Source organism: ANME-2 cluster archaeon, from assembly GCA_019429385.1.
GTDB lineage: Archaea > Halobacteriota > Methanosarcinia > Methanosarcinales > Methanocomedenaceae > Methanocomedens_B.
On sequence record JAHYIS010000002.1, the window covers coordinates 121,291 to 146,160 of the forward strand.

At 46.9% G+C, this 24,870-nt stretch carries 23 protein-coding genes; 10 read left to right on the plus strand and 13 right to left on the minus strand.

Annotated features, from left to right (window positions below):
• Positions 1–57 precede the first annotated feature (57 nt).
• The 7 genes from K0A89_01600 to K0A89_01630 all read right to left on the minus strand — a co-directional run bounded on the left by K0A89_01600 (position 58) and on the right by K0A89_01630 (position 10,236).
• Positions 58–1,110 carry an ABC transporter permease gene (locus K0A89_01600; protein ID MBW6517185.1) on the minus strand — a complete coding sequence of 351 codons (1,053 nt, stop codon included), beginning with the start codon at positions 1,108–1,110 and terminating at the stop codon, positions 58–60.
• Positions 1,103–2,839, minus strand: coding sequence for an ABC transporter permease (locus K0A89_01605; protein MBW6517186.1), 1,737 nt, complete (start codon positions 2,837–2,839; stop codon positions 1,103–1,105). The genes K0A89_01600 and K0A89_01605 overlap by 8 nt, the downstream gene beginning before the upstream one ends.
• Positions 2,840–2,977: 138 nt before the next feature.
• A complete protein-coding gene (locus K0A89_01610) occupies positions 2,978–4,942 on the minus strand; it encodes a glycogen debranching enzyme N-terminal domain-containing protein (protein ID MBW6517187.1) in 1,965 nt (654 codons plus the stop codon).
• A 64-nt stretch (positions 4,943–5,006) separates the two neighbouring features.
• Positions 5,007–6,935 carry a glucan 1,4-alpha-glucosidase gene (locus K0A89_01615; protein ID MBW6517188.1) on the minus strand — a complete coding sequence of 643 codons (1,929 nt, stop codon included), beginning with the start codon at positions 6,933–6,935 and terminating at the stop codon, positions 5,007–5,009.
• Positions 6,932–7,732, minus strand: a complete 801-nt coding sequence (locus tag K0A89_01620; GenBank protein ID MBW6517189.1) for a hypothetical protein — start codon at positions 7,730–7,732, stop codon at positions 6,932–6,934. The genes K0A89_01615 and K0A89_01620 overlap by 4 nt, the downstream gene beginning before the upstream one ends.
• 156 nt (positions 7,733–7,888) lie before the next feature.
• The gene (locus tag K0A89_01625; protein ID MBW6517190.1) at positions 7,889–9,106 is read right to left on the minus strand and encodes a glycoside hydrolase family 57 protein; all 1,218 of its coding nucleotides are present in this window, start codon (positions 9,104–9,106) and stop codon (positions 7,889–7,891) included.
• On the minus strand, positions 9,103–10,236 hold the full coding sequence (locus tag K0A89_01630) for an alpha-amylase (GenBank protein ID MBW6517191.1): 1,134 nt from the start codon (positions 10,234–10,236) through the stop codon (positions 9,103–9,105). Before K0A89_01630 ends, K0A89_01625 begins: the two co-directional genes overlap by 4 nt.
• Before the next feature lie 387 nt (positions 10,237–10,623).
• Here K0A89_01630 and K0A89_01635 point away from each other — a divergent pair, with 387 nt between their 5' ends.
• The 6 genes from K0A89_01635 to K0A89_01660 all read left to right on the plus strand — a co-directional run bounded on the left by K0A89_01635 (position 10,624) and on the right by K0A89_01660 (position 17,304).
• A complete protein-coding gene (locus tag K0A89_01635) occupies positions 10,624–12,372 on the plus strand; it encodes a glycogen synthase (GenBank protein MBW6517192.1) in 1,749 nt (582 codons plus the stop codon).
• Between the two features lie 21 nt (positions 12,373–12,393).
• Entirely contained in the window at positions 12,394–13,641 is a 1,248-nt protein-coding gene (locus K0A89_01640) for a glycosyltransferase family 4 protein (GenBank protein ID MBW6517193.1), read from the plus strand.
• Complete coding sequence (locus K0A89_01645; GenBank protein ID MBW6517194.1) at positions 13,634–14,632, plus strand: DUF4921 family protein; 999 nt, start codon at positions 13,634–13,636, stop codon at positions 14,630–14,632. Before K0A89_01640 ends, K0A89_01645 begins: the two co-directional genes overlap by 8 nt.
• An 86-nt stretch (positions 14,633–14,718) precedes the next feature.
• The gene (locus K0A89_01650; protein MBW6517195.1) at positions 14,719–15,885 is read left to right on the plus strand and encodes a glycosyltransferase family 4 protein; all 1,167 of its coding nucleotides are present in this window, start codon (positions 14,719–14,721) and stop codon (positions 15,883–15,885) included.
• A 15-nt stretch (positions 15,886–15,900) separates the two neighbouring features.
• Positions 15,901–16,113: a winged helix-turn-helix domain-containing protein gene (locus K0A89_01655; GenBank protein ID MBW6517196.1), complete on the plus strand. Its 213-nt coding sequence runs from the start codon at positions 15,901–15,903 to the stop codon at positions 16,111–16,113.
• A 318-nt stretch (positions 16,114–16,431) separates the two neighbouring features.
• Positions 16,432–17,304, plus strand: a complete 873-nt coding sequence (locus tag K0A89_01660; protein MBW6517197.1) for an ABC transporter ATP-binding protein — start codon at positions 16,432–16,434, stop codon at positions 17,302–17,304.
• Between the two features lie 10 nt (positions 17,305–17,314).
• Here the strand turns inward: K0A89_01660 and K0A89_01665 are convergent, their stop codons facing one another.
• Positions 17,315–17,731, minus strand: coding sequence for a DUF86 domain-containing protein (locus K0A89_01665; protein ID MBW6517198.1), 417 nt, complete (start codon positions 17,729–17,731; stop codon positions 17,315–17,317).
• 7 nt (positions 17,732–17,738) lie between these two features.
• Entirely contained in the window at positions 17,739–18,149 is a 411-nt protein-coding gene (locus tag K0A89_01670) for a nucleotidyltransferase domain-containing protein (GenBank protein MBW6517199.1), read from the minus strand.
• 132 nt (positions 18,150–18,281) lie between these two features.
• On the opposite strand from K0A89_01670, the gene aroC reads away from it, so the two are divergent.
• Positions 18,282–19,349, plus strand: coding sequence for a chorismate synthase (aroC, locus tag K0A89_01675; GenBank protein ID MBW6517200.1), 1,068 nt, complete (start codon positions 18,282–18,284; stop codon positions 19,347–19,349).
• A gap of 27 nt (positions 19,350–19,376) precedes the next feature.
• On the opposite strand, the gene K0A89_01680 is transcribed toward aroC, so the two are convergent.
• Together K0A89_01680 and K0A89_01685 are read right to left on the minus strand one after the other, a co-directional pair.
• The gene (locus K0A89_01680) at positions 19,377–19,766 is read right to left on the minus strand and encodes a DUF356 domain-containing protein (protein MBW6517201.1); all 390 of its coding nucleotides are present in this window, start codon (positions 19,764–19,766) and stop codon (positions 19,377–19,379) included.
• Positions 19,767–19,828: 62 nt separating this feature from the next.
• On the minus strand, positions 19,829–20,809 hold the full coding sequence (locus K0A89_01685) for a transcriptional regulator (GenBank protein MBW6517202.1): 981 nt from the start codon (positions 20,807–20,809) through the stop codon (positions 19,829–19,831).
• Between the two features lie 75 nt (positions 20,810–20,884).
• Here K0A89_01685 and K0A89_01690 point away from each other — a divergent pair, with 75 nt between their 5' ends.
• The 3 genes from K0A89_01690 (at position 20,885) to K0A89_01700 (ending at position 23,131) form a co-directional block, all read left to right on the plus strand.
• The gene (locus tag K0A89_01690) at positions 20,885–21,166 is read left to right on the plus strand and encodes an acylphosphatase (GenBank protein ID MBW6517203.1); all 282 of its coding nucleotides are present in this window, start codon (positions 20,885–20,887) and stop codon (positions 21,164–21,166) included.
• A gap of 71 nt (positions 21,167–21,237) precedes the next feature.
• Positions 21,238–22,341 carry a DUF373 family protein gene (locus K0A89_01695; GenBank protein ID MBW6517204.1) on the plus strand — a complete coding sequence of 368 codons (1,104 nt, stop codon included), beginning with the start codon at positions 21,238–21,240 and terminating at the stop codon, positions 22,339–22,341.
• Complete coding sequence (locus K0A89_01700) at positions 22,319–23,131, plus strand: MTAP family purine nucleoside phosphorylase (protein MBW6517205.1); 813 nt, start codon at positions 22,319–22,321, stop codon at positions 23,129–23,131. The genes K0A89_01695 and K0A89_01700 overlap by 23 nt, the downstream gene beginning before the upstream one ends.
• On the opposite strand, the gene K0A89_01705 is transcribed toward K0A89_01700, so the two are convergent.
• Positions 23,128–23,811, minus strand: coding sequence for a hypothetical protein (locus K0A89_01705; GenBank protein ID MBW6517206.1), 684 nt, complete (start codon positions 23,809–23,811; stop codon positions 23,128–23,130). The two genes, K0A89_01700 and K0A89_01705, sit on opposite strands and share 4 nt — an antisense overlap.
• Before the next feature lie 187 nt (positions 23,812–23,998).
• On the minus strand, positions 23,999–24,316 hold the full coding sequence (locus K0A89_01710) for a MarR family transcriptional regulator (GenBank protein ID MBW6517207.1): 318 nt from the start codon (positions 24,314–24,316) through the stop codon (positions 23,999–24,001).
• Positions 24,317–24,870: the final 554 nt, after the last annotated feature.

Below are 24,870 nucleotides of genomic sequence, written 5' to 3' on the forward strand. Positions count from 1 at the left end.
TAATACATTTATTACTCAACAATATATATTGTGGTTTGAAAAACATGCAATGTTACATCACTCTCCCATATCCGGCATTACCTTGACGAGCCCGTGCAGCACCACTGCTATCCCGACATACCACACATAATCCATGATACCCACACCCGACCCGGCGGCCAGCAACGCCACCAGGTTCAATGGCGGCACAGGTAGCAATCCTGAAAGTAGTACCAGTACCACGAACACGACCGAGAACACCAGATGTACAGCCGAACGCTGCTTGAAATAGAGGGACAACAGCGACCCTGCCTGCACCAGTATCAGGGTTACCAGTGCCAGGAACAGTAGTATCTCTACAGGATGATATACAGGTATCCGGTTCAATTCCAGCAACATTATCCACACGGCCGCCTGCATCGGTGCTATCAACACCATAACCAGCATTTTGCCGTATATCACGTCAGAGAACTTCAGAGGACTGGCCTTGAGCATGTCCAGCGTGCCCAGTTCATATTCTTCAGTTATCATATCTATTATCATACCACCAGAGAGGAATGCGGGCAACAGGATGAGCAGGGGCACCAGTACCGTATATTTGAACTCAAAGAATTTGGATACATCCTTAATATCACCAGGCAGATCTACCTCCAGCACACTCACACCCCTGTCCCTGCGCAGCTTCTCCTGAAACAGCTCCAGTGCTTTTTTTATCTGCACACTCACCAGGGTACTCTTGAAATTGCCGGATGGCAGGAACACGTCAAGTCGAACAGGTCTTACAGGGTCATCAGGTGCATCAAGGATATTTATCACCCCGTCCACGCTGCCCTCCTGTAGTGCTTTCTGGGCATCCCATAAAGTGCCATATCGTTTTACTCTTATGTGGTCCCTCATCAGGTCAACAAGGTCATCTGAAGTTTCACTACCTCCACCCACTACACCTACCTTCAGGAATTCTGACACGTGGGGACTGATGGCCTCAGGTGAGAACATGACAGCAAAACCCACAGACATGAATGCAGAAAATGAGGCCACGAACAACTGTATCAACACTGCGATCACCAGTGTCTTCTCAGTAAGCAGCATACGTCCTTCCCGCTTTGCTACCACACCCATGCCTCTACCCAAGCAGACCACCCTGCCACAGAATAATGAGGTTCATGGTAAAATGAACCAGTGAGGCCGCTGCCACTGCCCATTGAGGGGATATGCCATATGCGATGCCCTTTGATGAGACCACAGCACCAATAACATGGATGAACAGGGGGACAACCAGCAGGTAACCCGTACCCACGAACAGCAATTCACCCAGGCCTCCTTCCACAACCGATGACATGGCCAGGAGCAGCAATCCCTTCTCACCCAGGAAATATCCCATCCCTGACAGCATACCCAGTAATACAGGATACCTGCACCCTTTTTTAAGCAGCACCAGCGGTGCCAGGACCTTTGCCCATTCCTCCACCATCACCGAAACTGCCATGCTTATCCCGATAACAAGCATGGGTGACACAGTCATCATATTGAAAAAGATCACCAGCAGGAACAGCTGGCCCAGGAACACGAAAGGCACCACCAGCATGCCAATGACCAGGACCCCCACATGCCAGCGGCCAAGGTAATATAACAACCGCCCCACCGAATCCAGGACCTTCTCAAAAGCATCCACTTTTACCAGCAGTCCCTCCTCATTCATGAGCAAAGTGCAAAACAGGTACGTCAGCAACGAAGCAAACAGCAGGGGCAAGGAAGCAAAGGCCAGGTTCTCCAGAGTCACCGTATCTCCTTCCAGCAGGTTGACCACGACGGTCAGGGGTGAAATGGTGCTGTATTCATGGATATTGACAAAAGCCGCAGGTATGAACAAAAAACTTCCCAGCACCACTGAAAAGAACACCAGCATCATAGTAAGTTCCCTGAAATTACGGGCAAGGATACTTGATAAAAAGGCAGTGGAAAGGAATATCAGTATCACCGGTATCATAACCAGCACTACAAGGGCATCTCCACCCAGTACAAGTGCGGAAACCATGCTGAATACCAGCAGGACGGTAAAATACGGCAGTGTTTTCCCTGCCACTATCTCATATCCCCTGATGGGAGATACCAGAAGCATGACGCCTTTGCGGCTGATACGCTCATCCATGATGCTGGAGGAATATAACTGGGAGACGAAGAACATGGGTGCCACGAACAGGAAAGACACCAGTACCGATGTCAGGGGGAATGGCGGAGTTATGTCACCTGGCGGGGTACCTGATATGTTTTCAGGCGGCACGGCAGTGGGCAGGGGTGTGGGGGTCTGGAACGGGGATTCATTATCCATTGTAGGTGACAGAGTAGGAGTGGAAGCGGGTGTGGTGGATGTGGATGTAGTGGATGCGGTGGATGTGGATGTTACCCCTGCGTTTTCACTGGTTATGGTGAGTGACGTATCAAGATACGTGACATCCACCCACACCGGGAATGCCGAATAGTATCCAGGGTCGTTCTCAGGGTACTGGGCTTCGAGCATATCATTACGATACTGTTTCACGGTCTCGTCAAGTGCTGAGAGCGCTGCCATTGACCGCTGGGTGCGATTACCCTGAATTCTGGAACTCGAAATCGTAAGGTCGGCCTGTTCACTGTTCACCAGCCGAAACCTGGCATCTGAGGAAAGTACGATATCCAGCGGCGGTCCATCTGCATTGATAATATAGAGGTTTTTTGTCATGGAAAACGTGGAAACGTCTATAGTGGGTGCAGCCATCATCATGATCAGTGTTGACAGTACCATGAAGAAGAAAACCCGCCGGTCCATGACCGACCTGGACTTGACAAGTTCCAGACGTGCCATTGAGAGTATCTTTTTCATACAATTACTAATGATATGACACATCATAATCTTTTTTACGTATTTCCGGTACACATTCTTCAAAGGGGGATGACTTTTGATACCGGTTGATGAAATACTAATGGACTGAGAACCTTACAACATAAAAATAGACTGCCCTCAGCGGTGTTCCAGTACATCTTCTCCATACGACCGTAGCAGTTCTGCCACGCTCCATGCCTGGGATATGCATCCTCCGGGCTCATGGGGATGGTCACCGTCAAATATCTCGGAGATGGTCCCGATACCGGCATCATGTAAATGGGCAGCAAAAGGTTCGAACAATGTTTTAGCACGGGACCGGGCTCCGGCCGAACGTCCGTTCACTTTGCAATATGCAGTCACGAAAGGCCCCATCAGCCATGGCCAGACCGTACCCTGGTGGTATGCACTGTCCCTTGAATACCTGTCACCCATGTAGTGTCCCTTGTATGCGGGGTCACTTTTTGAAAGCGTGCGCAATCCCAGTGGAGTGAGCAGTTCTTTCTCCACCACAGCGACTATCTTCTGTTCCCGGTCGGGAGGCAATACTGAAAATGGCAGCGACACAGCAATTATCTGGTTGGGCCGCATAGAGGCATCCCCCCTCCCTTCCCCATCTATAACATCATACAGACATCCGGCAGTTTCGTTCCAGAATTGTGCATAGTTTATTCTGGTGCGCCTGGACATCCTCGAATATTCCCGCGGGTCGTCCCCCAACCCGGGTGCCAGTTCCTCCATTATCTTCAGCGCATTGTACCACAGCGCATTTATCTCACACGCTTTCCCTGCCCTTGGTGTGAACATCCTGCCCCCTGCCATTGCATCCATCCAGGTAAGCTGTCCCTCTGACAGTATCAGACCGTCATCATCCATGTGGATACCGAACCGGGTGCCGAACCGGTAGCCATCAATAATATCACACATCGTGCTCCACAGTCCGGCTACGAATTCTATGTCACCTGTATATCTCAGGTACTGGTAAACCGCATTGAAGAACCACAGGGATGCATCCACGGTATTATAATCGACACCGTCACCGGCATCAGGGAACCTGTTCGGCACAAGTCCGTCCCTGACGTGATGCGCAAAGGTCATGAGTATCTGCCTTGCCTCATCGAACCGCCGTGTAACAAGGGTCAGCCCCGGCAGCGATATCAGCGCATCCCTCCCCCAATCCGAGAACCAGTGATACCCTGCAATAACAGTTGAAGCATCAGTTGAGCTTCGGTGTACTATGAACTGGTCCGAAGCACCTACCAGGTTAGATGCGAATTCATCTGTCAGACCGGACCGGTCTCTCATTCCCCTCAATCGTTCTATCTCGCGATCGCGCAATTCCCATGTTTCAGATACATTCTGAAATCGGGTGGATGCCATGATACTGAATACGCTGTCTCCCGTTCCAACTGGCACCAGGAAAAAGCCGGGATTGTAATTGTCCTCCACGTAAGGTTGTCCCCTGTATCGCTCCATGTCGTATTCGAAATTGAAGTGCCACCTGCCATCCTCAAAGAACCGTCCTGCATCGCATTGAAGGAACAGAGGCGGCAATTCCCCGGGATAGGCACCTGATGCCCTGACCACGACCCCCGAATCAAGGAGCTCCCCGGTAAAGTCGAAATCATAGTTTTTCGTGGTGGAATGGATAGTGCGTGCATTCACCAGGGGGACTATCCGCATGTTCACAGGTTCACCGGGATTTGAAATGTGGTAATTGGCAACCGTAGTATTGTACCCGTGGGGCATGAACACCTCTTTTGTGATCACCAGTCCTGCAACTGCAAAGGTGGTTCTGGGGAACGGTTGTATCCGGAATTCCCTTATATACCCAAACCCTTCTGGATGAACTGCTCCCTGATAGCGATGGGACGCAAGTTGATGAGTGGTATTACCCATCTCGATCTCTTCATCAAGGGATGAGAGCAGCAACATTCGCCCGACAGGAGGTGTCAGCGCTGCTACCAGCAGCCCGTGATAGGTCCTGGTGTTGGCGCCGATAATGGTGGATGAAGCGTATCCGCCCAGCCCGTTGGTTATTATCCACTCCCGACGTGTCCCTGTCTTGAAGTCAGAGCAGGCATCAGGCCCGAATCGATACATGAATGAACATTCCTCCTTACGTTATCCTGCATATTCCTGTTATTTGCGGTACTGCACATTCCTTTTATGTACGTTCCTGCATATCCTTATCCAGTGTATTGAGCAACAGGACATTGTCGATGAACAGTGAATTGCTCCATCCCAGTGGTATGGCCCATACAGGCCTGCCCGTATGTTTATCCACCTGCTCGGGGAACAGTCCCGGACTTGTTGTTCCTTTGAGGGACCATCGGATATATTCCAGTGCACGTTCGATAGTACTGTTAGCACCCGCTTCGTAAGGTGCAAGATACAGCAGCGTTTTTGAAAGCCACAAGGTCAGGACAAGCCAGGGATTCCCTCCGATATAATGGTCATTCTCATAACGCAGGATGCCCCTGTGTTCATTTACGCTGACAGATAGTCTTGCTTCTATTGTGCGAATGACCGACCGTATCATTTCCAGTTCATTCCCATGTGCAGGGTCAAGCAGCCTGAATGGGATAATACAACCAAGGATGGATGCATCCACAGTGGTATCCACATGGTTATCTATGATACCCTTGGCAAAATAACCGTCATCAAGCCACAATCTTCCAAGCATCTGCTGCTTGATGAACTCTGCACGCTCCTGCCAGCGCCTGCTCAATCCAATTTCCTGTCTCTCGAGAGCGATATGGGATGCAGCCAGCAGACCGGCATATATGGATGCATTGGTATAGGTAAATATCCCGTAATAGGTTTCCCACAGGTCCATGCAAGTATCATGCAGCCCCCTGCCTGTCCTCGACATAAGATGTTCTGCACCCTGTAGCATGAAAAGCCATATCTCATTCAGAAAAAGGTCTTTGCGGATTCCGTTCAGGGTCTTGTAGTGTTCGTAAGCAGCATACAGGGTTATGGCGGTCTCATCAATTTGGTTGGAATACCTGAAATTACACCAGGAAGGGGCAATATCCCCGTTAAGCCAGTACCTCTGGAACCATGAACCATCAGGCATCTGTGTTTTTTTGCACCATTTGAAAAAACGTTTTGCATATTCGGGATACCCCGCAGATGTCAATGACAGCACTATCTTGGCACTGTCCCTGTTCCAGCAGTATCCGTAACCTCCACATTTCTCAAAACCAGGGTCAAATTCGGGTGCTGCAATAAACGACCCCTCATCCCTGTCGCTCAAGAGGTCCAGTGTCAATAGCGCCCTTTTATAAGGTATGGCAAATTCTTCTGCACGGCCTGTCAATCCCTCCGTGGCGCGGGTGCTGTTCAACCATTCATGCCAGTGCTCCTTTGTTTTTTTCAGCAGGGCGCCTACCGGTTTTTCAGATATCTTATGCAGGAATTTATGTATCAACACCCGGCTGTCGCTCAAGCCGATATAGACTGTTATCTCTTTGGATTTTCCCTCATCCAGTTCCAGGTCCCAGCCAGCCGCCATGTTCAGGTTGCCGATATCTTCCATGTTCTTCTGGAGTTTCCCATCTTCCATGTCCTTTTTTGCGTTGGTCCACCAGACGACATCCGTTGCTTTCCCCACCTGCCACTCGTCAAATGGTGGTATGCCTTTGATGCCTATATGGTGGTCCTGCCAGTACTGGATGAGCATTTTGTGTTCAGGGTCATACAGGTTAGAGTTCTTATGCTGCATCTCGCCTGCATTGAACTTGGAGTAATAGTAGAACTTTCCCCTGAATGGCACTTTTGTCCTGATCGAGAACCTCCGTACCAGCACCGGTGCATCAGGCAGGACAAAATCCGTTATCGTTACCCTGACCCCGTGCTGGGTAAGCCTGGTAACGACCATATTAGTGTCCTTGATATAATTCTGCCTGGATGCCCAATCTATGCTGTCGAGCCATGAAAGGGTGCCGTTCGTATAGATACATCCCATCGATTCTTCAGCATGCTGGGCAGTGTCCCGTCGAGGGTAGAATAACCCGAATATCTCACCTTTGCGACCCATCGTCACCAGCAGTTTCGAGTTTCCCAGAATAACATTTGGCTGTTTTATCACATCCCTTCCCCTCTTGCCAGATGCTCGATATTGAAGATAGGGGCGTGGTAGATAATATGTTCGCAGTACGGGCTGCCAGTACTCTTGCATGCAATTTCGGATACAGACATATTTTCTCCCAGCACCTCGCTGAAAAACCCGGCAAAATAACCGCTCATGTAACTGCATACTGGTGATTCCCTTCTTTCAAACGTATCTGCGATAAATGAATCCTGGACTGTTATCTTGCCTTTGAGGGACGGGAAATCAAATTGAATCTGTATCTTGCCCCACCCGCATACCGAGAGAAGTTCGGTCAGTATCACGGTCAGGTTGCTGCGTTCCAGCCAGGCTGTCTTTGTGAAATACTTAGCCGCATTCGAACCTCCACGCAACCCTGCCAGGAAAAGAAGTGTTTCTGATTGTGGTGCATGCTCGTTCAATATTTTCAGGATGTCCACAAAGGTGGTAGCTCGTAATAGTATCGCCCTCTCACCAAGGAGTTCCTGCGGGAATCCTGAGGATTGTAGTGATACATTATGGGATATTCCCTTTTCCACATGAATGACCCCCTCCAGTCTACCCAGCCCTGTTGCCAGTTCTTCCATATCTGCATTTTCATCTACCAGAGTGAAAACTTCGTATTTGACCTTCGCATCCGGTAAGGGTCCGGTGAGGTAGCCGAAACGAATTTCTGCCCCGTGTTCATTCAGACATTCTATAACCTCAGCCTGCACATCTGCACTTTTCATTGTTACTTTGAACCATGCCAGATGTATATCATCTTCTCCACAGAATAAGCATAAATCGTGTACCATCTTTACTCCCATCACATAGTTGGACGGACTATATAATAAACGATTGGATTTGAAGGGCCCGATGTATGCAGATGCTTTAAACAACGGAATGAGATATACTATCAACTTTGGTTTGCTTTGGTTATAACAGGTAATTTAAAAGACCATATACCCGGGTCAATCCTGGCTCAGCAAGGATTGCTTCAGTCTTTCGAACACCTTTGTCTTGAAATCCATAATAATTGCCATAAAATTCACTGCCGCATCATAAGGAGATGAATGAATGCTGAAATAGGAATGTACATCTCCGTCAGCCAGCCATTTGGTACACATATAATAAAAATGGTCAGATGTCAACAGGTGTTTCCATATCCGGATCAGTTCAGGGTCGCAGGTCTGCCTGACATGCGATTCGAGCAGCATCAGTTCCTGGAAACATCTCCTTTGCATATCGTTACCCAGCCATGCACTGTGGTCGCGTTCCATATCTGCCCATGAGATGGTCGAAAAATCACCAACATCTATCTCACCAACAGGTTTGAACCGCTCCAGCACTTCTGATGGTGTATCGAACCTGAGCTTCCTGGCAAGTACCTCGCGCGGGAGTGCCTTGAGAAAATGGAATATCCCGGTATCTTCCCACTGGTGTTCCCCAAATGTCTCGTAATCCATGAAGATATTAATTACGTCTCCATCTGCAGCAGATGCCCAGGACGCCCATTTGTCTGCAGTCAGAGGGTATTCGCTCCACCACCTGGCAGAGAACCTGTACCCGATATCATCGCTCAATTTGTAGTTGCGCATAAGCACACCCAGGTCACTGTCCTTTGCCCGGTACACGAAATTAGGAGACCTCCAGCCCAGCACATGGTCCACTCCCTCTGCCATGATGCCTTTATATCCCATCGATTTGACGGTGTTTGCAATGGAATTGTTATACAGGAGTTCAGTATTGCGGAAAATTGCCGGTTTGCATCCCAGCAGTTGATAGACCGTATCCCTATGTTCCTGGACCTGCTCTATGAATTCGGTCTTATCTTCGAATAAACTGGACAGGGAATGGTAATACGTTTCATCCAGGAATTCCACGCTACCGGACGCCGCCATTTGTTGAAGGCCGTCCAGCACATCCGGTCCCCAGCGTTCGCACTGGCTGAGCAGAGTGCCGGTCACCGATACGCTAAACCTGAACGTTCCTTTATGCTCGTCAATGAGCCCGAGAAGAAGCTCGTTGGCGGGAAGGTAGCATTTATGTGCTACTTTATCGAAGATGCGCTCGTTGGCTGCAGCATCAAAATACCTGTCAAATCCTTCTGTCCGGCCTGGCCAGAACCATTGAAGCCGGTAGGGTTGATGCATCTGGAAATAGATGCACACCGATTTTTGAGCGTTCATGCTCCCTCCATGATGAGGCGTCTTTTAAAATCAGATAGTATCGAGAAATTATTTACTGCCATTTCAAAGGACATGGGAGTGTTGTGTGAGTTCATGGATGATAGTATATCCACCTGCTGGAGATAGCCGAATAGTTCCCGGTACTTCGGGTCCCGGGTCTTTTCAACATAGTGCCCCAGTTCATTCAGTTCATGGAAATACATATGCTGCATGTGATTGCCAAGAAGGTTTGACATGCCGTACTTTACCAGGTTTTCGGTCTGTAAACCCGGCAATTTCACTGCATCGAAACGGTGAATGGCCTCGGAAGGCGTTATCAGGTCGATGTCATTTTTTTCCAGGTGTAATGGTAACTGTTCAAGAAAATCAAATATAGGGGCTCCTGCATTATGGTGTCCTCCGAAGGTGGCACAGTCGATGTACAACAGGGTGACATCTCCATCCATGTTACGTATCCATGAAGCGAATTTTTCGGGATTGAGGGGATAACCAACCCAGTTTTGTGTGGAAAACCGCTTTTCGATGTCCTCGCTCAGGTCTATATGTCTTGTCAGCACGGCCAGGGTGTTATTGGTAAACACACCTGTGGGCTGGCGCCCGTTGAGTAGATTGCTTGCCCCCTCCGTGATCATTCCGTCAAATCCCATTGTACAACACAGTGATTCAATAGTTGGAGTGCAGAGCAGGTCAGAGTTCATGAAGATAGTCGTATCGATACCGAATAATTGCTGAATGGTATTTTTATGCATCATGACCTGTTCTTTAAAAAAAGTCACATTTTTAAAAAGGGAACTGATGGAATTATAATATGGGCTGCAGATGAATTCTACATTGCCGGTGGATGCCAGTTCTTTGAACGAGACCGTGATCTCGGGGTTCCAGCGGCACTGTTCAAGAAATATCCCTGATAGATTGACAGCATATTTACTATCATATTTCCTGATAGTAGTAAGCAATGCATTGATGGTGGGAAGGTATGATGTATTCCACAATTTTGAAAATGATTCGAAATTCTTTTGCATGTCGAAATAGAGGTCCAGGTCCAGTTCGCGGGTATGGCCATCCCGGGGCAGGTACCATCTGGTATGATAGGGATGATGTACCTGGAAACATATGATGACCGACCTCATACTCAATTTCCTCTTTATTAATCAGGGAGTTAATGAGGATATATCTATTGATTTTGTTTGTGTCATATTCAGTCTCAAATATAGATCTGGTTAATCAGGGAGAATATTTCTATTTATCAGTGGCTGAATAGTTTTCATTATAGATACCTTTATAGTCCTGCATTTATAACATTTAAAATAGGTTAAACCGTGGGGTCGGGTGTGAGGAGACTCAGATTATTGTCTGAACCGTGTCTGAACCAGTATGTACCTATGTATCTCATATCCTGAAAACCATTTTAAAAGCAGGTGAAATTAATGGTCTCAAAAGAAAATATTGGCGAAAAGGCGGGTGGACAGAACTGGATAATTCTGGCTGGGGAAGAAGCGGGGCCAATATCAAATAAAATGGGCGGAATCTGGAACGTAATTGATTCCGAAGCTGTCACTATGGCAAGACTTCTGGATTCAGGAGAGATATCCCAGGTCAACAATACCAGGATTATCGTGGCAGGCCCGTATTATGGGTTCAGTGGTGCGGACTGGAACACAGGACTTGACAGGATAACTGACCTGTCTGGTTATGGTGAAGTTGAATTGGATGGTGAGCTGGAAACGGTCCTGCGGGAATTGGAAAAAAACGGCATAAAATTCATGACAAGTTCCAGGATGATTGGAAATTATGAGATATTGTATATTCTTTTTGATACCTGTATGTTCAATACAATCTCTACATTGTTTAATGGCCAGGAGATGACGCTTTCCAACAAGGTGAAAAGAGAAGCTTATGAACTGATAGAACTGAACTCCTTACAATACGAGACCACGGGGTGTGCAACAGAATATACTCATTACCTTAATCTTTCGTTTGCCATATCTGAATTCATACGTATTTTATTGACCTTGAAAGAAAAGGATGCCGAAAAATACCAGGATGAAGCCATATCTGAATTCGCCCTTTCCCTTACTCAACACGTATCTGTTTCCCTCCATTGCCATGAATTCGGGGTATTCTATACTATTGCACGGCTTGAAAAGATGGGATTGCCTATCAGGACCGTGGCTACCTTCCATGCCACGATACCGGGTCGTACAGCAGGGTACCGTGCCATAAACAAGATACAGAATAATGACGCGCGTTTCGATACAGGGGTCAATGAAGCATTTGCCAAACTGGAATCACTGGCATCATATGCTGATGCTGTGACCGCAGTGGGTGATTCCACGAGAAAAGAAGTGCGCCTGTTCTATGGTATCGATTCAATACTTGTGCGCAATGGTATTGAAACCATTGAAGGAAGCATGGACTGGGATAATAAAGAATTGTGCCGCAAGAGGATACAGGAGTTCCTGTCAGATAATCTCTACAAACATTTCAATGGAGAGAAGATTGACCCTGAAAAGATACTTCCCCTATTTACCATATCCAGGATCGAGCTTGAGAATAAGGGATATCCTGACCTGCTGGATGCACTTGTGGTGCACGACAGGCTGATCAAGAACCATATTCTTAGTGGCACCATGGACGATGATGTAAAGGTAGTCTGTTTACTTATCACAGCCCACGGCCCGAAGAACATGTCCCGTCTGCAGGAAGGTTTTCCGATAAACCTGCCTGTTGAAATACTGGATGGTGAAGAACTGAGGCTTAACCAGATGATACAGGAGCGCAATCTCCAGTGCGAAAACCTATCCCGGAATACGCGGTCTGTCGCAGCGTGCCTGTATCCACAGTGGATAGGTCCCAATGACGGTGGATTGAACATGACCTCTGCGGAATTAATGTCTGGATGTGTTGCAGGGATATTCCCTTCAAAGTACGACCCGTTCCTGTTGACCGGACTTGAAGCCGGAGCACAGGCTACTCCAAGCATTGTAAGCCGGGTTTGCGGGTTCAGTGATGCTTTGAAAACACTCAAGAGGCTTGTTGTGGGTATGGGAGGGGTCGTGGTGGTGGACAATATCAATATCTCACCCAACGAGACTGTTGTGGATTATGCTCTTGCAATGGATTATTTCACGAGCACGTATATCCAGGATAAAGTGAAATATAATCTGTTATGCCAGGAGGCATTTCAACTGGCCAGGGAAATGAACTGGAACATGCCTGCCAAACGTTATTATGAAATATTGACCGGGATAAAATCCGTTCAATGAACGGTAGAGGGAGAGGAATCGTTGAATATAGCTTTTGTAAGCATAGAATTTCCACCAAGGATATTTGGCGGCCTTGGTACGTATGTGACCAGTATGTCAGCCAAATGTGTTGAAATGGGGCACAGGGTATGGATATTCACACCTAACAATGGCAAAGAATTGCCATTACAGGAAACAATGGATGGGATTGAGGTGTACAGGCCCCGGTCAGTCTCATGTGTCGATACATTCAGGCATTTTGCCTCACCAGATACACTTGATAGGTGGGGGGAAGGCGGCATTGATTTTTTATGCGACCTTATCAGTTACAATCATTTATCTGCACATCTGCTGGAAGACCTGATGGAAACTGAACATATAGATATATGCATAGCACATGACTGGCTCGGGCTTCCGGCAGCCCTGTCTGTTAAAAGAGATACCGGGATTCCCATCATCTACCATATTCACAGTACAGAAGCCGGACGCTCGCTGGGTTCTCCCAATCCTCAACTTGTTTCCTTTGAGATGATGGGGATACAGCTTGCTGATACCGTGATCACCGTATCGCATGCTATGAAAGATGAACTGATAACAATGGGCGCTGACCCTGGAAAGGTCCACGTATGCCATAACGGCATCGATGCAAAGACATTCGCCCCATCACATATCGATAAAAGACAACTATCATTAACACGTAAGCAGTACAATATAGCACCGGATAATGCGGTCATCCTTTTTTTGGGCCGGCTGGAACAGGTGAAGGGGCCTGATAAACTTGTCAAGGCAATGTCAGAGGTAATCGAATCAAACCCAGCGGCCAGACTGGTTATGGTTGGGAGCGGTACGCAGGAAGGTCTGATAAGGGATATGATAACACAATATAGTCTTGACCACCATGTTTTTATCAATACATCATTTTTAGACGATATCTCGAAGATACACCATTATGCAATGGCAGATGTATGCGTTTTTCCAAGCCTGTACGAGCCTTTTGGTATAGTAGCGCTCGAAGCTATGGCTATGGAGAAACCTGTGGTTGCGGGGGCCCGGGGTGTGAGCGGGCTTAGGGAGATAGTGATAACCCCACCAGCGAGCAGACCCACAGGCATGCATGTAAACCCAATTGACCCCGGAGATATTGCATGGGGTATCAATACGGTATTACATGACCGCGATGTTGCCAGACTTTGGGGGAAGAACGGACGCCAGCGTGTACTCGATACTTTTTCCTGGAACAGTATTGCAAAAAAGACCTTGAAGATCTATGAAGGGATAATAAATGCCTGAACTGAGAAAACATTATTTTTTAGAGGAATACTGTATCATAGCAGCAGAACGTGGCAGGAGACCTTCGGATTTTGTATCGCAACCTGAACTATCAGGTATAACGGATTGTGCGTTCTGTGGTGGTAATGAAGATAAGACACCGCCTGCTAATGCAGTTTACCGGGCCGGAAAGGTGCTTAAGGATGATGATGGAGAGCGTGTAAAAGAGTGGCAGATACGTTGTATTCCGAATCTATACCCTGCTTTGAGTCAAGATGCAGTCCCGTTTGAAGCATCATCAGTGCGGCAACAGGAAGGATGGCAGGTTCAAAACGGATACGGATTCCATGAAGTCATTGTGGAATCTCCACTACATAGCAAGACATTACCTGATCTCACAGACGATGAGATTGGGCTTCTCATGCGTGCATACCGGGACCGCGTTGCATATTACCGTTCTCAACGAGGTATCGTATATGTCTCCCTTTTCAAGAATTCGGGCAAGAGTGCGGGTGCATCCCTTGAACATACTCATTCTCAATTGATCGCCCTGCCGGTACAACCTCCCATACTTCAACAGGAACTGGATGTCATGGCTCATCTTGATAAATGCCCGTATTGCACGATTGCCAGAACCGAATGCGGATCTCCACGACTGGTGACCAGGAACAGGGATTGGGTTGCGTTCACGCCTTTTAGTTCAAGGTTCCCCTTCGAGGTCTGGCTGTTGCCTTTTAAGCATGTACCAGACCTTGTCGCATGTCCGGAAATCGTTCTTGGGTCGCTGGGAATCATTTTGAGGGAAGTGATGAGAAAATATAGACGACTGCTGGGTGAAATGTCCTATAATTACCTGTTCTTCCAGGGTCCTGGACCTTATCACCTGAACCTGCGCATCCAGCCAGTACTCACAACGGTTGCAGGTTTTGAGAAAAATACCGGTATCTTCATCAATACCATGGCTCCGGAACAGGCAGCAGCAGACCTGAGAAACATCACCGGGATTAAGTGAGCACAAGTCTTATTATTCAATATGACATTATAATAATCGTAACTATTCCTTTTTTGGGGGAAAGGATAGTTAATGGGAGTTAAGTAATGGAATCTTTAAGAATTGGAATGTTCTCATGGGAGAGTCTCTACTCTATTAAAGTAGGAGGTATAGCACCGCATGTTACTGAGATTGCCGAATCTCTGGCCAAGAGAGGACATGAAGTGCATATTTTTACCCGCCGTGGTAGTTGCAATGAATATGATGAAATAAACGGCGTACACTACCAGCGGTGCGACCATGATATCTCAGGCAGTATTGTAAACCAGATGGATGCAATGTGCGATGCCATGTACGAGAAGTTCGGGGAGGTCAAAAAGACCTTCGGGGATTTTGATATTATTCACGGTCATGACTGGCATCCGGTCAATGCACTCAATCGTATCAAGCAGCACTATGATCTTCCCTTTGCAATGACCTTTCACAGCACTGAGTGGGGCAGGTGTGGCAACCAGTTCAGTTCATCATGGGAATCACATGCAATATCGCACAGGGAATGGCTGGGAGGATATGAAGCTTCAAATGTCATCATTACCACACCCCAGTTCAAACAGGAGGTCCAGGATATCTACCACATACCAGATGATAAAATATCCGTTATCCCCAACGGTATCTTCCCGGGGAAGATCCAGAAGAAGGTGGATGCCGGGAAGGTAAAAGAACAACATGGTATCCATCCTTTTGCTCCAGTAGTGCTTTTTACCGGACGCATGAGTTACCAGAAAGGAGCTGATATGCTGGTCGAGGCTGTGCCTAAGGTATTACAGCAGCATTGGGATACCCAGTTCGTGTTTATAGGCGAAGGTGAGATGAGAATGCATTGTGAAAATATGGCCCGTGCCCTGGGAGTTTATGATTCGTGTCATTTCCTTGGTTATGCACCTGATGAGACACTTTCCAGCTGGATGAATGCCTGCACCATGACCTGTGTACCCAGCCGGAACGAGCCATTCGGGATAGTGGTCCTTGAATCGTGGGATGCCTGCAAACCTGTTATTGCAACGAATGCCGTCCACCTTGTAGATAATTTTTCCAACGGAATTGTGAGTTATCAGACTCCGGATTCGATTGCGTGGGGGATTAATTATTCCCTTGACGGTTCGGAGTCATCAAGTAAAATCATGGGTTTGAACGGCAATAAGCTGGTCAAGACCAGGTATAACTGGAAGACCATCGCAAAGAATACTGAATATAGTTACAGGAACCTGACTTAGGATTGGAGGGATACCATGGAGGAATTTACATCAAGAATCGGTGAAGCGGCAGGTGCCACATTCAACGAACTGGTAAAAGGAGATACAAGCCTAACAAAGCTTAAAACTGGCCTTGCAGAGTTGGGTTTTGATGCAAACATCTCTGCTATGGCGATTGGGTGGCTTGCAAGGGAAGATAAGGTCGTTATTGTGAAAAATGGTAAGGTCTGGAACATCAGGCTTAGATGACCTCAACGGTAAATTATCCATACGTATGTGGGAATAAGCTGAGAGTGATACCTGATATTGCAAAGCTTACCGAATTATCCATACGTATGTGGGAATAAGCTGAGAGTGATACCTGATATTGCAAAGCTTACCGAATTATCCATACGTTTGTGGAAATAAGGGCTGGTTTTCCCAACAGTACAGCGGTAAGTACTCGAGTTGATTTGAGCTTGGTAAAGATTTTTGTTATGTTGAAATAAATCATGTGGATAATACCATTAATATACATGCCATCATAGTCTGTTCACTTATTCCAGCATACATTTCCGGAGATATGAAATGGAAGACCGGATTGTGATAACCGCAAAAAGACTTATCAAGACCTATAATGGCCAGAGGGCAGTTGACGGTATCGATTTCCAGGTAGGCAAAGGCGAAGTCTTTGGCATCATAGGGCCTAACGGCGCTGGCAAGACCACTACTCTGAAGATGATAAGCGGTCTTATCCCGCCCACACAGGGACAGACGTTGATGAACGGGCAGGTTGTAAGCATTGACAATATCGCTATAAAAAAAATCATCGGATACCTGCCGGAAGATTCCCCCCTGTACGAGAACATGAAGACACGGGATTATCTCAGGTTCTTTGCAGCTATCCACGATATAGGGAAGGAGGAAGCTGACAGACGTATCGACAAGCTGCTTCAACAACTCAACCTTAAGGAAGGTAACAAGCGGCTGGGAACGTTCTCAAAAGGCATGAAACGCAAGGTGGCAATTGCCAGAAGTCTGATAAATGACCCTCAGATACTTATATACGACGAACCCGCGTCAGGGCTTGACCCCCAGACAGCCCATTATATCATCGGCTTTATCAGGACCATGAAAGACAGGGGCAAGACCATTATATTCAGCGGACATAACCTGGCGCAGGTCGAAAATATCTGTGACAGGGTCCTTATTATGAAAGGTGGGATTGTTGCTGCATACGGTACGATCGCTGAATTAAAGGAGCAGTACGGGACCACCACATACAGCATTACGTACGAATCCGGGGGGAGCACACAGATACAGACAATCAGGGACATGGATGAAATGAACCGCGCGGTCAGGGATATCGTCAACGACGGGGGGAGTATCACTGATGTGTCTGTTGAGGAATCTGACCTTGAGGAGATATTTTTAGGATTGGTGGGTGTTGGGGATGAGTAATAATCTCTATTCAGGATTCGATAAATTCTTCAATTACTTCAATAAATCTGTAAAGGTCATCAGTTTCTTCCTTCAGATGCACATAAACCCGGTTATCATCCACTTTACCATATCTATGTACAAGGAGATTCCTGAAGCTGATCATGTCCTGCAATCTTGGCGATAGTTTTTCAGGGATAATCTTGTTCTCGGTTAGCTTGCTTATCGCGTCCCGGTTATCTTTAGGAAGCGTAAGACCTTTTCCAGCAATTATCAAGTTACAAATATCCAGCACATCCTGACACGCAAGCTGAAATGTACTTTCACATGCCCTCCTGGTAATTCTTTGCACAAGATAATCATCCATTATATCCGGAAGGTCTTCTTCAAGTTCAATGAGGTAACTTTGAAGTTCATTCAATTTGTCCTTTATTCGTTCAATATCCAATGTTAAATCAATTTTTACTGACCTTTTTCTTCATGCGTTCCTTCATCGCACTGTTGTAGTATTCCCTGTGTCTTTTGTAATCGCTGTATTCAAAATCATTTTCTTTTAAAAGCGTTAACACATAGTACATTTCTCGTGTATGCAACACGTGACCTTCCTCAAATATCCTTTTTCTGATATGTATTGGTAAGTCAAAAAAAACAGAGATGTCGACATTATCGGGTACAATGGATTCTATGGATAACCGTTCACGCAGGTCCAGTTCTTTTGAAGGAATTATGCAGAGGTCTATGTCTTTTCCCTGAACACCTCTTGCCCTTGAGCCGAAGAGAATAATACTGTGGATACTATCGAAACTTTTCAGTACTTCGATAGTTTCATTGATTTCATCGTCAATTTTTCCAATCATGCTTCTCATCTGTATTATTACTCCCCTATAGGGTATATGTCAATATAGTACCTGGTTTACTATAAAAGGAACCTGTACCGATTAATTACCACAGTATCGGTTCATCTACGTTTATATATATAAACCACATATCTGAATACCATGATGGGCAACACCTTCGGTAAAGCATTTTCAATCACAACCTGGGGCGAAAGCCACGGTCCCGCTGTTGGCGTGGTCATTGACGGTTGCCCCCCCGGACTGGAACTCTCAGAAGCTGACATCCAGCATGAACTGGACCGCAGGCGTCCGGGCCAGAGCGAGATTTCCACACCCCGTAAGGAAGAGGATAAAGTCGAAATAGTATCCGGATTGTTCGAAGGTAAGACCACAGGCACGCCCATTGCCATGCTGGTCAGGAACCGGGACGCTGACTCCAGCACATATGACAGAATTAAGAACACGCCACGCCCCGGTCATGCCGATTATACCTACCAGGTGAAATACGGCATACGAGACCACAGGGGTGGTGGACGCTCATCTGCCAGGGAAACGATCGGGCGGGTGGCAGCCGGTGCCGTTGCAAAGAAGATACTGGCACGTCATGGGATTGAAATACTGGCCCATGTAATCGAACTGGGCGGTATCAGGGCTTCACCGGTAACGGTGGATGACATCAGATCCATTGTGGAATCAAATCCGGTACGCTGTGCCGACCCCGAAGCTGCCAGACTTATGCTTGAACGGGTCAAACAGGCCCGGGGAGCAAAGGATAGTGTTGGCGGGGTCGTTGAGATACTGGCACTCGGTGTACCGCCAGGACTGGGTGAACCTGTGTTCGATAAACTGGACGCTGACCTGGCAGGGGCCCTGATGGGAATCGGTGCTGTTAAGGGCGTGGAGATAGGGGCGGGTTTTTCCGCAGCCACCATGACAGGCAGCCAGATGAACGACCCTTTCGATATACAAAATGGCAGGGTGGTATGTTCCACCAACAATGCCGGAGGCATCCTGGGTGGCATTTCCAGCGGAGAGACTATTATTTGCAGGATCGCGGTCAAACCCACACCGTCCATCGCCCGGCCACAGAATACCGTGGATATGTCTGATATGTCCAGAACCGAAATAATCATAGAAGGACGGCACGACCCTACAATCCCGCCAAGGATCGTACCTGTGGCTGAAGCTATGATGGCTCTGGTACTGGCTGACCACATCCTGCGTTCATAATAATCTTCCAATCGGGTAAGGACAGGACTATGCTATGGCTTCATAGACCGTTTGTTCACTCTCTTCCGGAGGCATGCTTTTCCCGACCTCGAACCTTGGGAAACTGGCAATATCAGACTTGAGCTCTTCAAAAATATCGTACTTGGGACTGATTATGATAATGTGTGCCGGTGGATGTATCCTGGATAGATTTCCTATGGCCACACTTGGGATGGTTTTAAGGGGAACCACGGCGGCTGAACGGCATTTGTTCCTTAATTGTGTACAAAGGACTTCAGTGAGTATTTCATCTGCATAATCCGAAGTTATGTATTTCGGTACGTCTGAGAACACCATCCTGCCATATCTCCTCAGATCCAGTAAGGCAGTATTTACTTTCGTAGCACTATCGGCCCTTACCACTGCAAAAGATTCCATTTTTTTCACTCCACACTAGTGAAGTGTTTAGCAACAAGCACTATAAATTTTTATCTATATGGTCACGCACATTTAACTCTGTCAACCTTTTCGTAGATAAATGAAATAAGGTCATTGAAGTCTTCCATTTCTTCAATTTCGGATTTTTTCAAAAGCACGGTATTATCCACACATTCCGTCTTGCACTCACCATTTACAATGAACATTGACTGAGCTTTTGTAACTTCTGAGATACTGCTCATCAGTTTTGCTCTTTTTACCATTGCACTCGTATAATCGCTAAATCCAGTAAGGATAATGGGCATGTTCTTATTTTTACTGCTGTTCGTGTGCTCAAATGAGACTGCATTGAAGGGTGCCTGCGACACAGGCATGACATCCATATCCAAACTCGATAATATTGATCTTATACTTATGCCGGGTTCTGTTTCAACCGGATTTGTCCTATTTTTCAGTGCTTTGTTATCAACATTAAGAAAATCGATTGCAATGGCTATTGCCTGATTGAACATTTCCTCAAGCCGTATCACCATATCAACTGACATGTCCATACCATCTTCTTCGTATTTGCTGATAGACCGTCTGGACACCCCCAGTTCAGAAGCCAGGGCACCGATGGAGAGGTTTGAATACAAACGCATCTCATGCAATACGTGACCGTCCACGTTCACATAGAGCCCTCCCGGAGCAGCATATACTATGGGAGGTACTTCTTCCACGAAATAATCATACAGGGTGTCGATGTTAATGGCAGGTATGCCGTACCTGTAATAGACCACACCTGATTCCAGGGAATGGTCCCTGCTCTTCTCACCGATAACTAATGGAGTTCCATCAAGGTATTCCGACAGCTGCAGCATCTCCTGTGCAGTGTCTTCTTTCAGGCCGTCCACGTTGGAGAGTACCTTTATAAGCAGCAGTACATCATCATTTCCCGCTGCGATATCAAAACTCCGTGGCCTGATATTACAGCGATCTGAGATTGTATGGCCGCTTTTTTGTAAGATGACAATGGCCTGGTTAATCAATTTTTCTTTTGTCATGATGCCGGGTTTATGTAATAATTCATAATAGAATATTTATATCAATACATATTCGTATATAAAAGGATTTACACCATGACAATAACCAGAGTCCATGTTTTGATCACAGGAAGGGTGCAGGGTGTTTATTTCAGGCAACATACGCAGGAAAAGGCATTGGAACTGAGATTGAAGGGCTGGGTCCAGAACCGTATGGATGGTAACGTAGAAGCGGTATTTGAAGGTGCTTCTGCACAGGTGAACGAGATGATACATTGGTGCCAGACAGGCCCGGTACATGCTAATGTTACCAATGTGCAGGCAGACTGGGAAGAGCCAGCAGGAGAAACCGGACCGTTCAGGATCAAATACGATTAATCTCTTGATTTCGGTTTTGCAGAACCCTTTTATATCTCCTTTAATAATATATTGATGAGGCCAGTAACTCTATGGATAAACTCATTATCTGCATTGACAGGGATGATGATATCGGGTTCAAAACCGGGGAACAGAGCCCGGTGGTCGGCAGGGTAAAAAATCTCGAAGTGGCAAGTAAACTTGGCATCGCCGACCCCGAAGATTCAGATACCAACACTATATTTGCGGGTGTCAAGTTGTATGACCAGCTCAAGGAAGAAGAACTTGACGTTGAAATTATTTCAATTGCAGGCGACCGTGATGTTGGTTTGATCTCAGACCTGAAAATAGCGGACCAGATGGATGAGATATTAAAGAAATACAACGCGCGAAGTATCATCCTGGTCTCGGACGGGGCTGAGGACGAATCAGTGCTGCCAATATTGGAATCCAGGATCAAGGTTGACGGGGTCCACAGGGTCATTGTCAAGCAGAGTGAGAACCTGGAAAGTACCTATTACCTCTTGAAAACGGCTTTTGATGACCCGAAGATATCACACACCTTCTTTGTACCCATAGGACTGGCAGCCCTCATATATTCCATCTTCCTGTTTGCCGGTGACCCGAAATACGCCTGGGCAGCCATTCTGGGTGCTGTTGGTGTATATATGCTGTACCGCGGTTTTGGGTTTGATGATGCCCTTGAACAGTTCAAATCACAGTTGAAACATTCCCTGGTATCAGGGAAGTTCTCGTTCATCACCTACTCGGTAGCATTGATACTCACTCTGGCAGGCACGATCTTTGGTGCCATCAAATTCTGGGAGTTCTATACCCGTACAGATATTTTTGTAGGAATTATAGTCCTGTTCATGGTATTCATCAACCAGATAGTCTGGTGGTATGTAGCTGCGGGGTGGATCGCCTCTATTGGTCGTATGGTGGACACTCATTTAGAGGGGAAGAATTATAAACGCAACTGGCCCTACCTTTTCTTTATGTTCTCATTGGGTCTGCTGATGTGGGGTACCAGCACCTTCATTCTTTCCATGAGCTCAAATGTTGATGAGTATTTCGTCTCGTCCGACACAGGACGTAACCTTCTTGTGCTTTCGATAGTGGGAACAGTGGTCGTATCGCTTATAGGTATATGGATATCAACAAGGACTTCTGATGCCACTCCGGAAACAGCATGACATCGATGCCGTTCTTATCGGCGGGGTGGGTTTTCGTCCTGAAGAATATGGGTTCAGGGATATTGAAGTTACCACACCGTACGGTATAGTGAAGGCAAAACAGGGAACTATTTCCCATAATGACAGGGAACTGGCACTGGCCCTGATCGGGAGGCATGCAAATAGTGGTAGTGCCAGGGGGGAACATCTGCCGCCTCACCGTCTCAATTACCGGGCAAATGTGTGGGCAGCAAAAGCACTGGGTACCGTGCGGGTGATTGCCACCAATTCGGTGGGTACCATGGGCGACCATCCACCAGGGAGTTTCCTGGTAGCGAATGATTTTATAGACCTGACCAGGTCAAGGGTCAATACTTTTTTTGATGAGGAGACCGTCCATGTGGATATGACCGAACCCTACTGTCCCGAGATAGGGAAATGTCTCACTGATGCACTGGAACGTCGCGGTCTTGCGGTCCAGAGAGGTGTGTATGTGTGCACCGAAGGACCGCGGTTCGAGACTGCGGCCGAGATACGGATGCTGCAGTCCTTCGGGGATGTTGTGGGTATGACGGGATTGCCTGAAGTGGTCCTTGCGAGGGAATTGGGGCTATGCTATGCGACACTGTGCATAATTACGAATCGGGCTTGCGGTTTTGCTGGCAAGAAACTGACTGCAGATGAAGTCCTGGATATGCTGGATAAACAACAGGAATTGCTTCGTACCGTTATCCTGGACGCAGTCGCGTTATTGCCGGAACAGAGGGATTGTGACTGCCAGTATGCGACACATGGCGCGACCATCAGTTAGTCCGTTGAGGTACGTTCATGCATTCTGATGGCTTCTTCTATGGTAAGCTGGTCTTTTGCTACTTTGCGTGCCAGGTCACGGGGTATGCTGGCCTTGCCGTTAGATAGGTTTCGGCTCATTTCCTGTATGCGTTTTATTTCACCAATTGAGGGTTCAAGGTCCTGTATGCCCGGTGGAATGCCTTTGAGCCTGGCGATATTTATGGCTGCTATGATATCAGAGATCTCAGAGCCGTGTACCCCGCGACCCATTGCAGGTGTGGTCCCGGTCTCGTCAACCAGTTCCACCCGCACTCCAAGGTCAAGGAGGGAATTGGACAGATGCGCACTGACCAGCCGTGCTCCATGCCCTATTCTGACGATACTGTTTTCGGGCGGGTAATTTTCAAGTACCTGTTTGACCACACCCAGGACCTGACGAGGGGGTATGCGGTATATTGCTATCACCATGTCATCTTTCAGCACAGCAACACCCGGGATCTTGCCAGGGTCTATACCGATGATGATCTGGCCTTTCCCGTTCTTGCTGTTGAGCATCTGCAGTGCTGCATTGACGGTTGATTCGGCGTTCTCGCTAAAGATGACGATTTTGTCAGAATTAAAATCGATCTTGCCTGATTCGCTGGCTGATGTGATGACCGAACCTATATCCGGGGGGATGGGGTCTGAAAAAGAGAGCACCAGGGTGTCTATACTTCTGAATTTTGTTACCTCCAGTATGGACTGGAATATGGTAAAATCATCAGTGATAAGTGCGATTCGTTTAGACCTGGGATACCCTCCGGGAATTGACGGAAAAGGTATTGGTTTCAGGACATATAAATATAGTATGTTCGTGTGTGCCCGTTACCGGGCACGTAGTGGACGGTCAGATCGCCATGGCCTCCAATGTCGCGGTTGGAGCAACAGGTAGTGCATCCCTGATCCCGTAGAGGCTCTGCCTGGCATCTTTGAAATAGAATCTTTCTTCCAGGAAACCTTCATCCTTGAGCCTGGACAGTGCATATCGTACTGTCCTGGGTGGAAGGTAACTTTCCCGGACAATTTCTTTTTGGGTCAGAAGGCCGCTGTATTCCAGCACCTTAAAGACCAGTTTGGCAGAAGGTGGGAGTTCTTCAATCTGTTTTGAAGAAAATTGTTCATATGGCTGTGCATTTAACTCTGGGTTATTGACGACAAAAACGATCCCTCATTTTTATTTTCACCTAGTGAGTTAACGGTGTTAACTGATATAAGGGTTGTGTTATAGTTGAGGTTTTTTGAATGTTGGGTGTGTTGATGGTATGAATCTCAGGTTCATGCTGTGATGCACTGGGATATCGATTTTTACATACCGAATAACCGAAACAGTTATATTTGTTTGCATTGTTAAATATTGTAGCCAGTGGGTTTACCCACACAGTAACATTATAAATGAAATAAAGGATTCAATAGGAAGACTATGATGATACAAGTGCCGGACAATAGGGACAATCGCCATGCTGGGGGTTACTACAGGCCCTGTGACTTAAGTCCGGGGTATAGTGACTGCGGGATGGGTGAACTGCGCATCTTTTTGGTTTAAAATCATAGACATAGCTAAATAGAAAACTCTATAAACGAGTTAACAATTCAAATTATAAATTTCTGTGAGATGATTCAAATGAAGAAATTGTTGATAATTTGTATTCTGATTGTTAGTATGATTTTTCTTTCTGGTTGTATAAATGAAAAACCAGAAAGTGTATTGGAGAAGGAAGT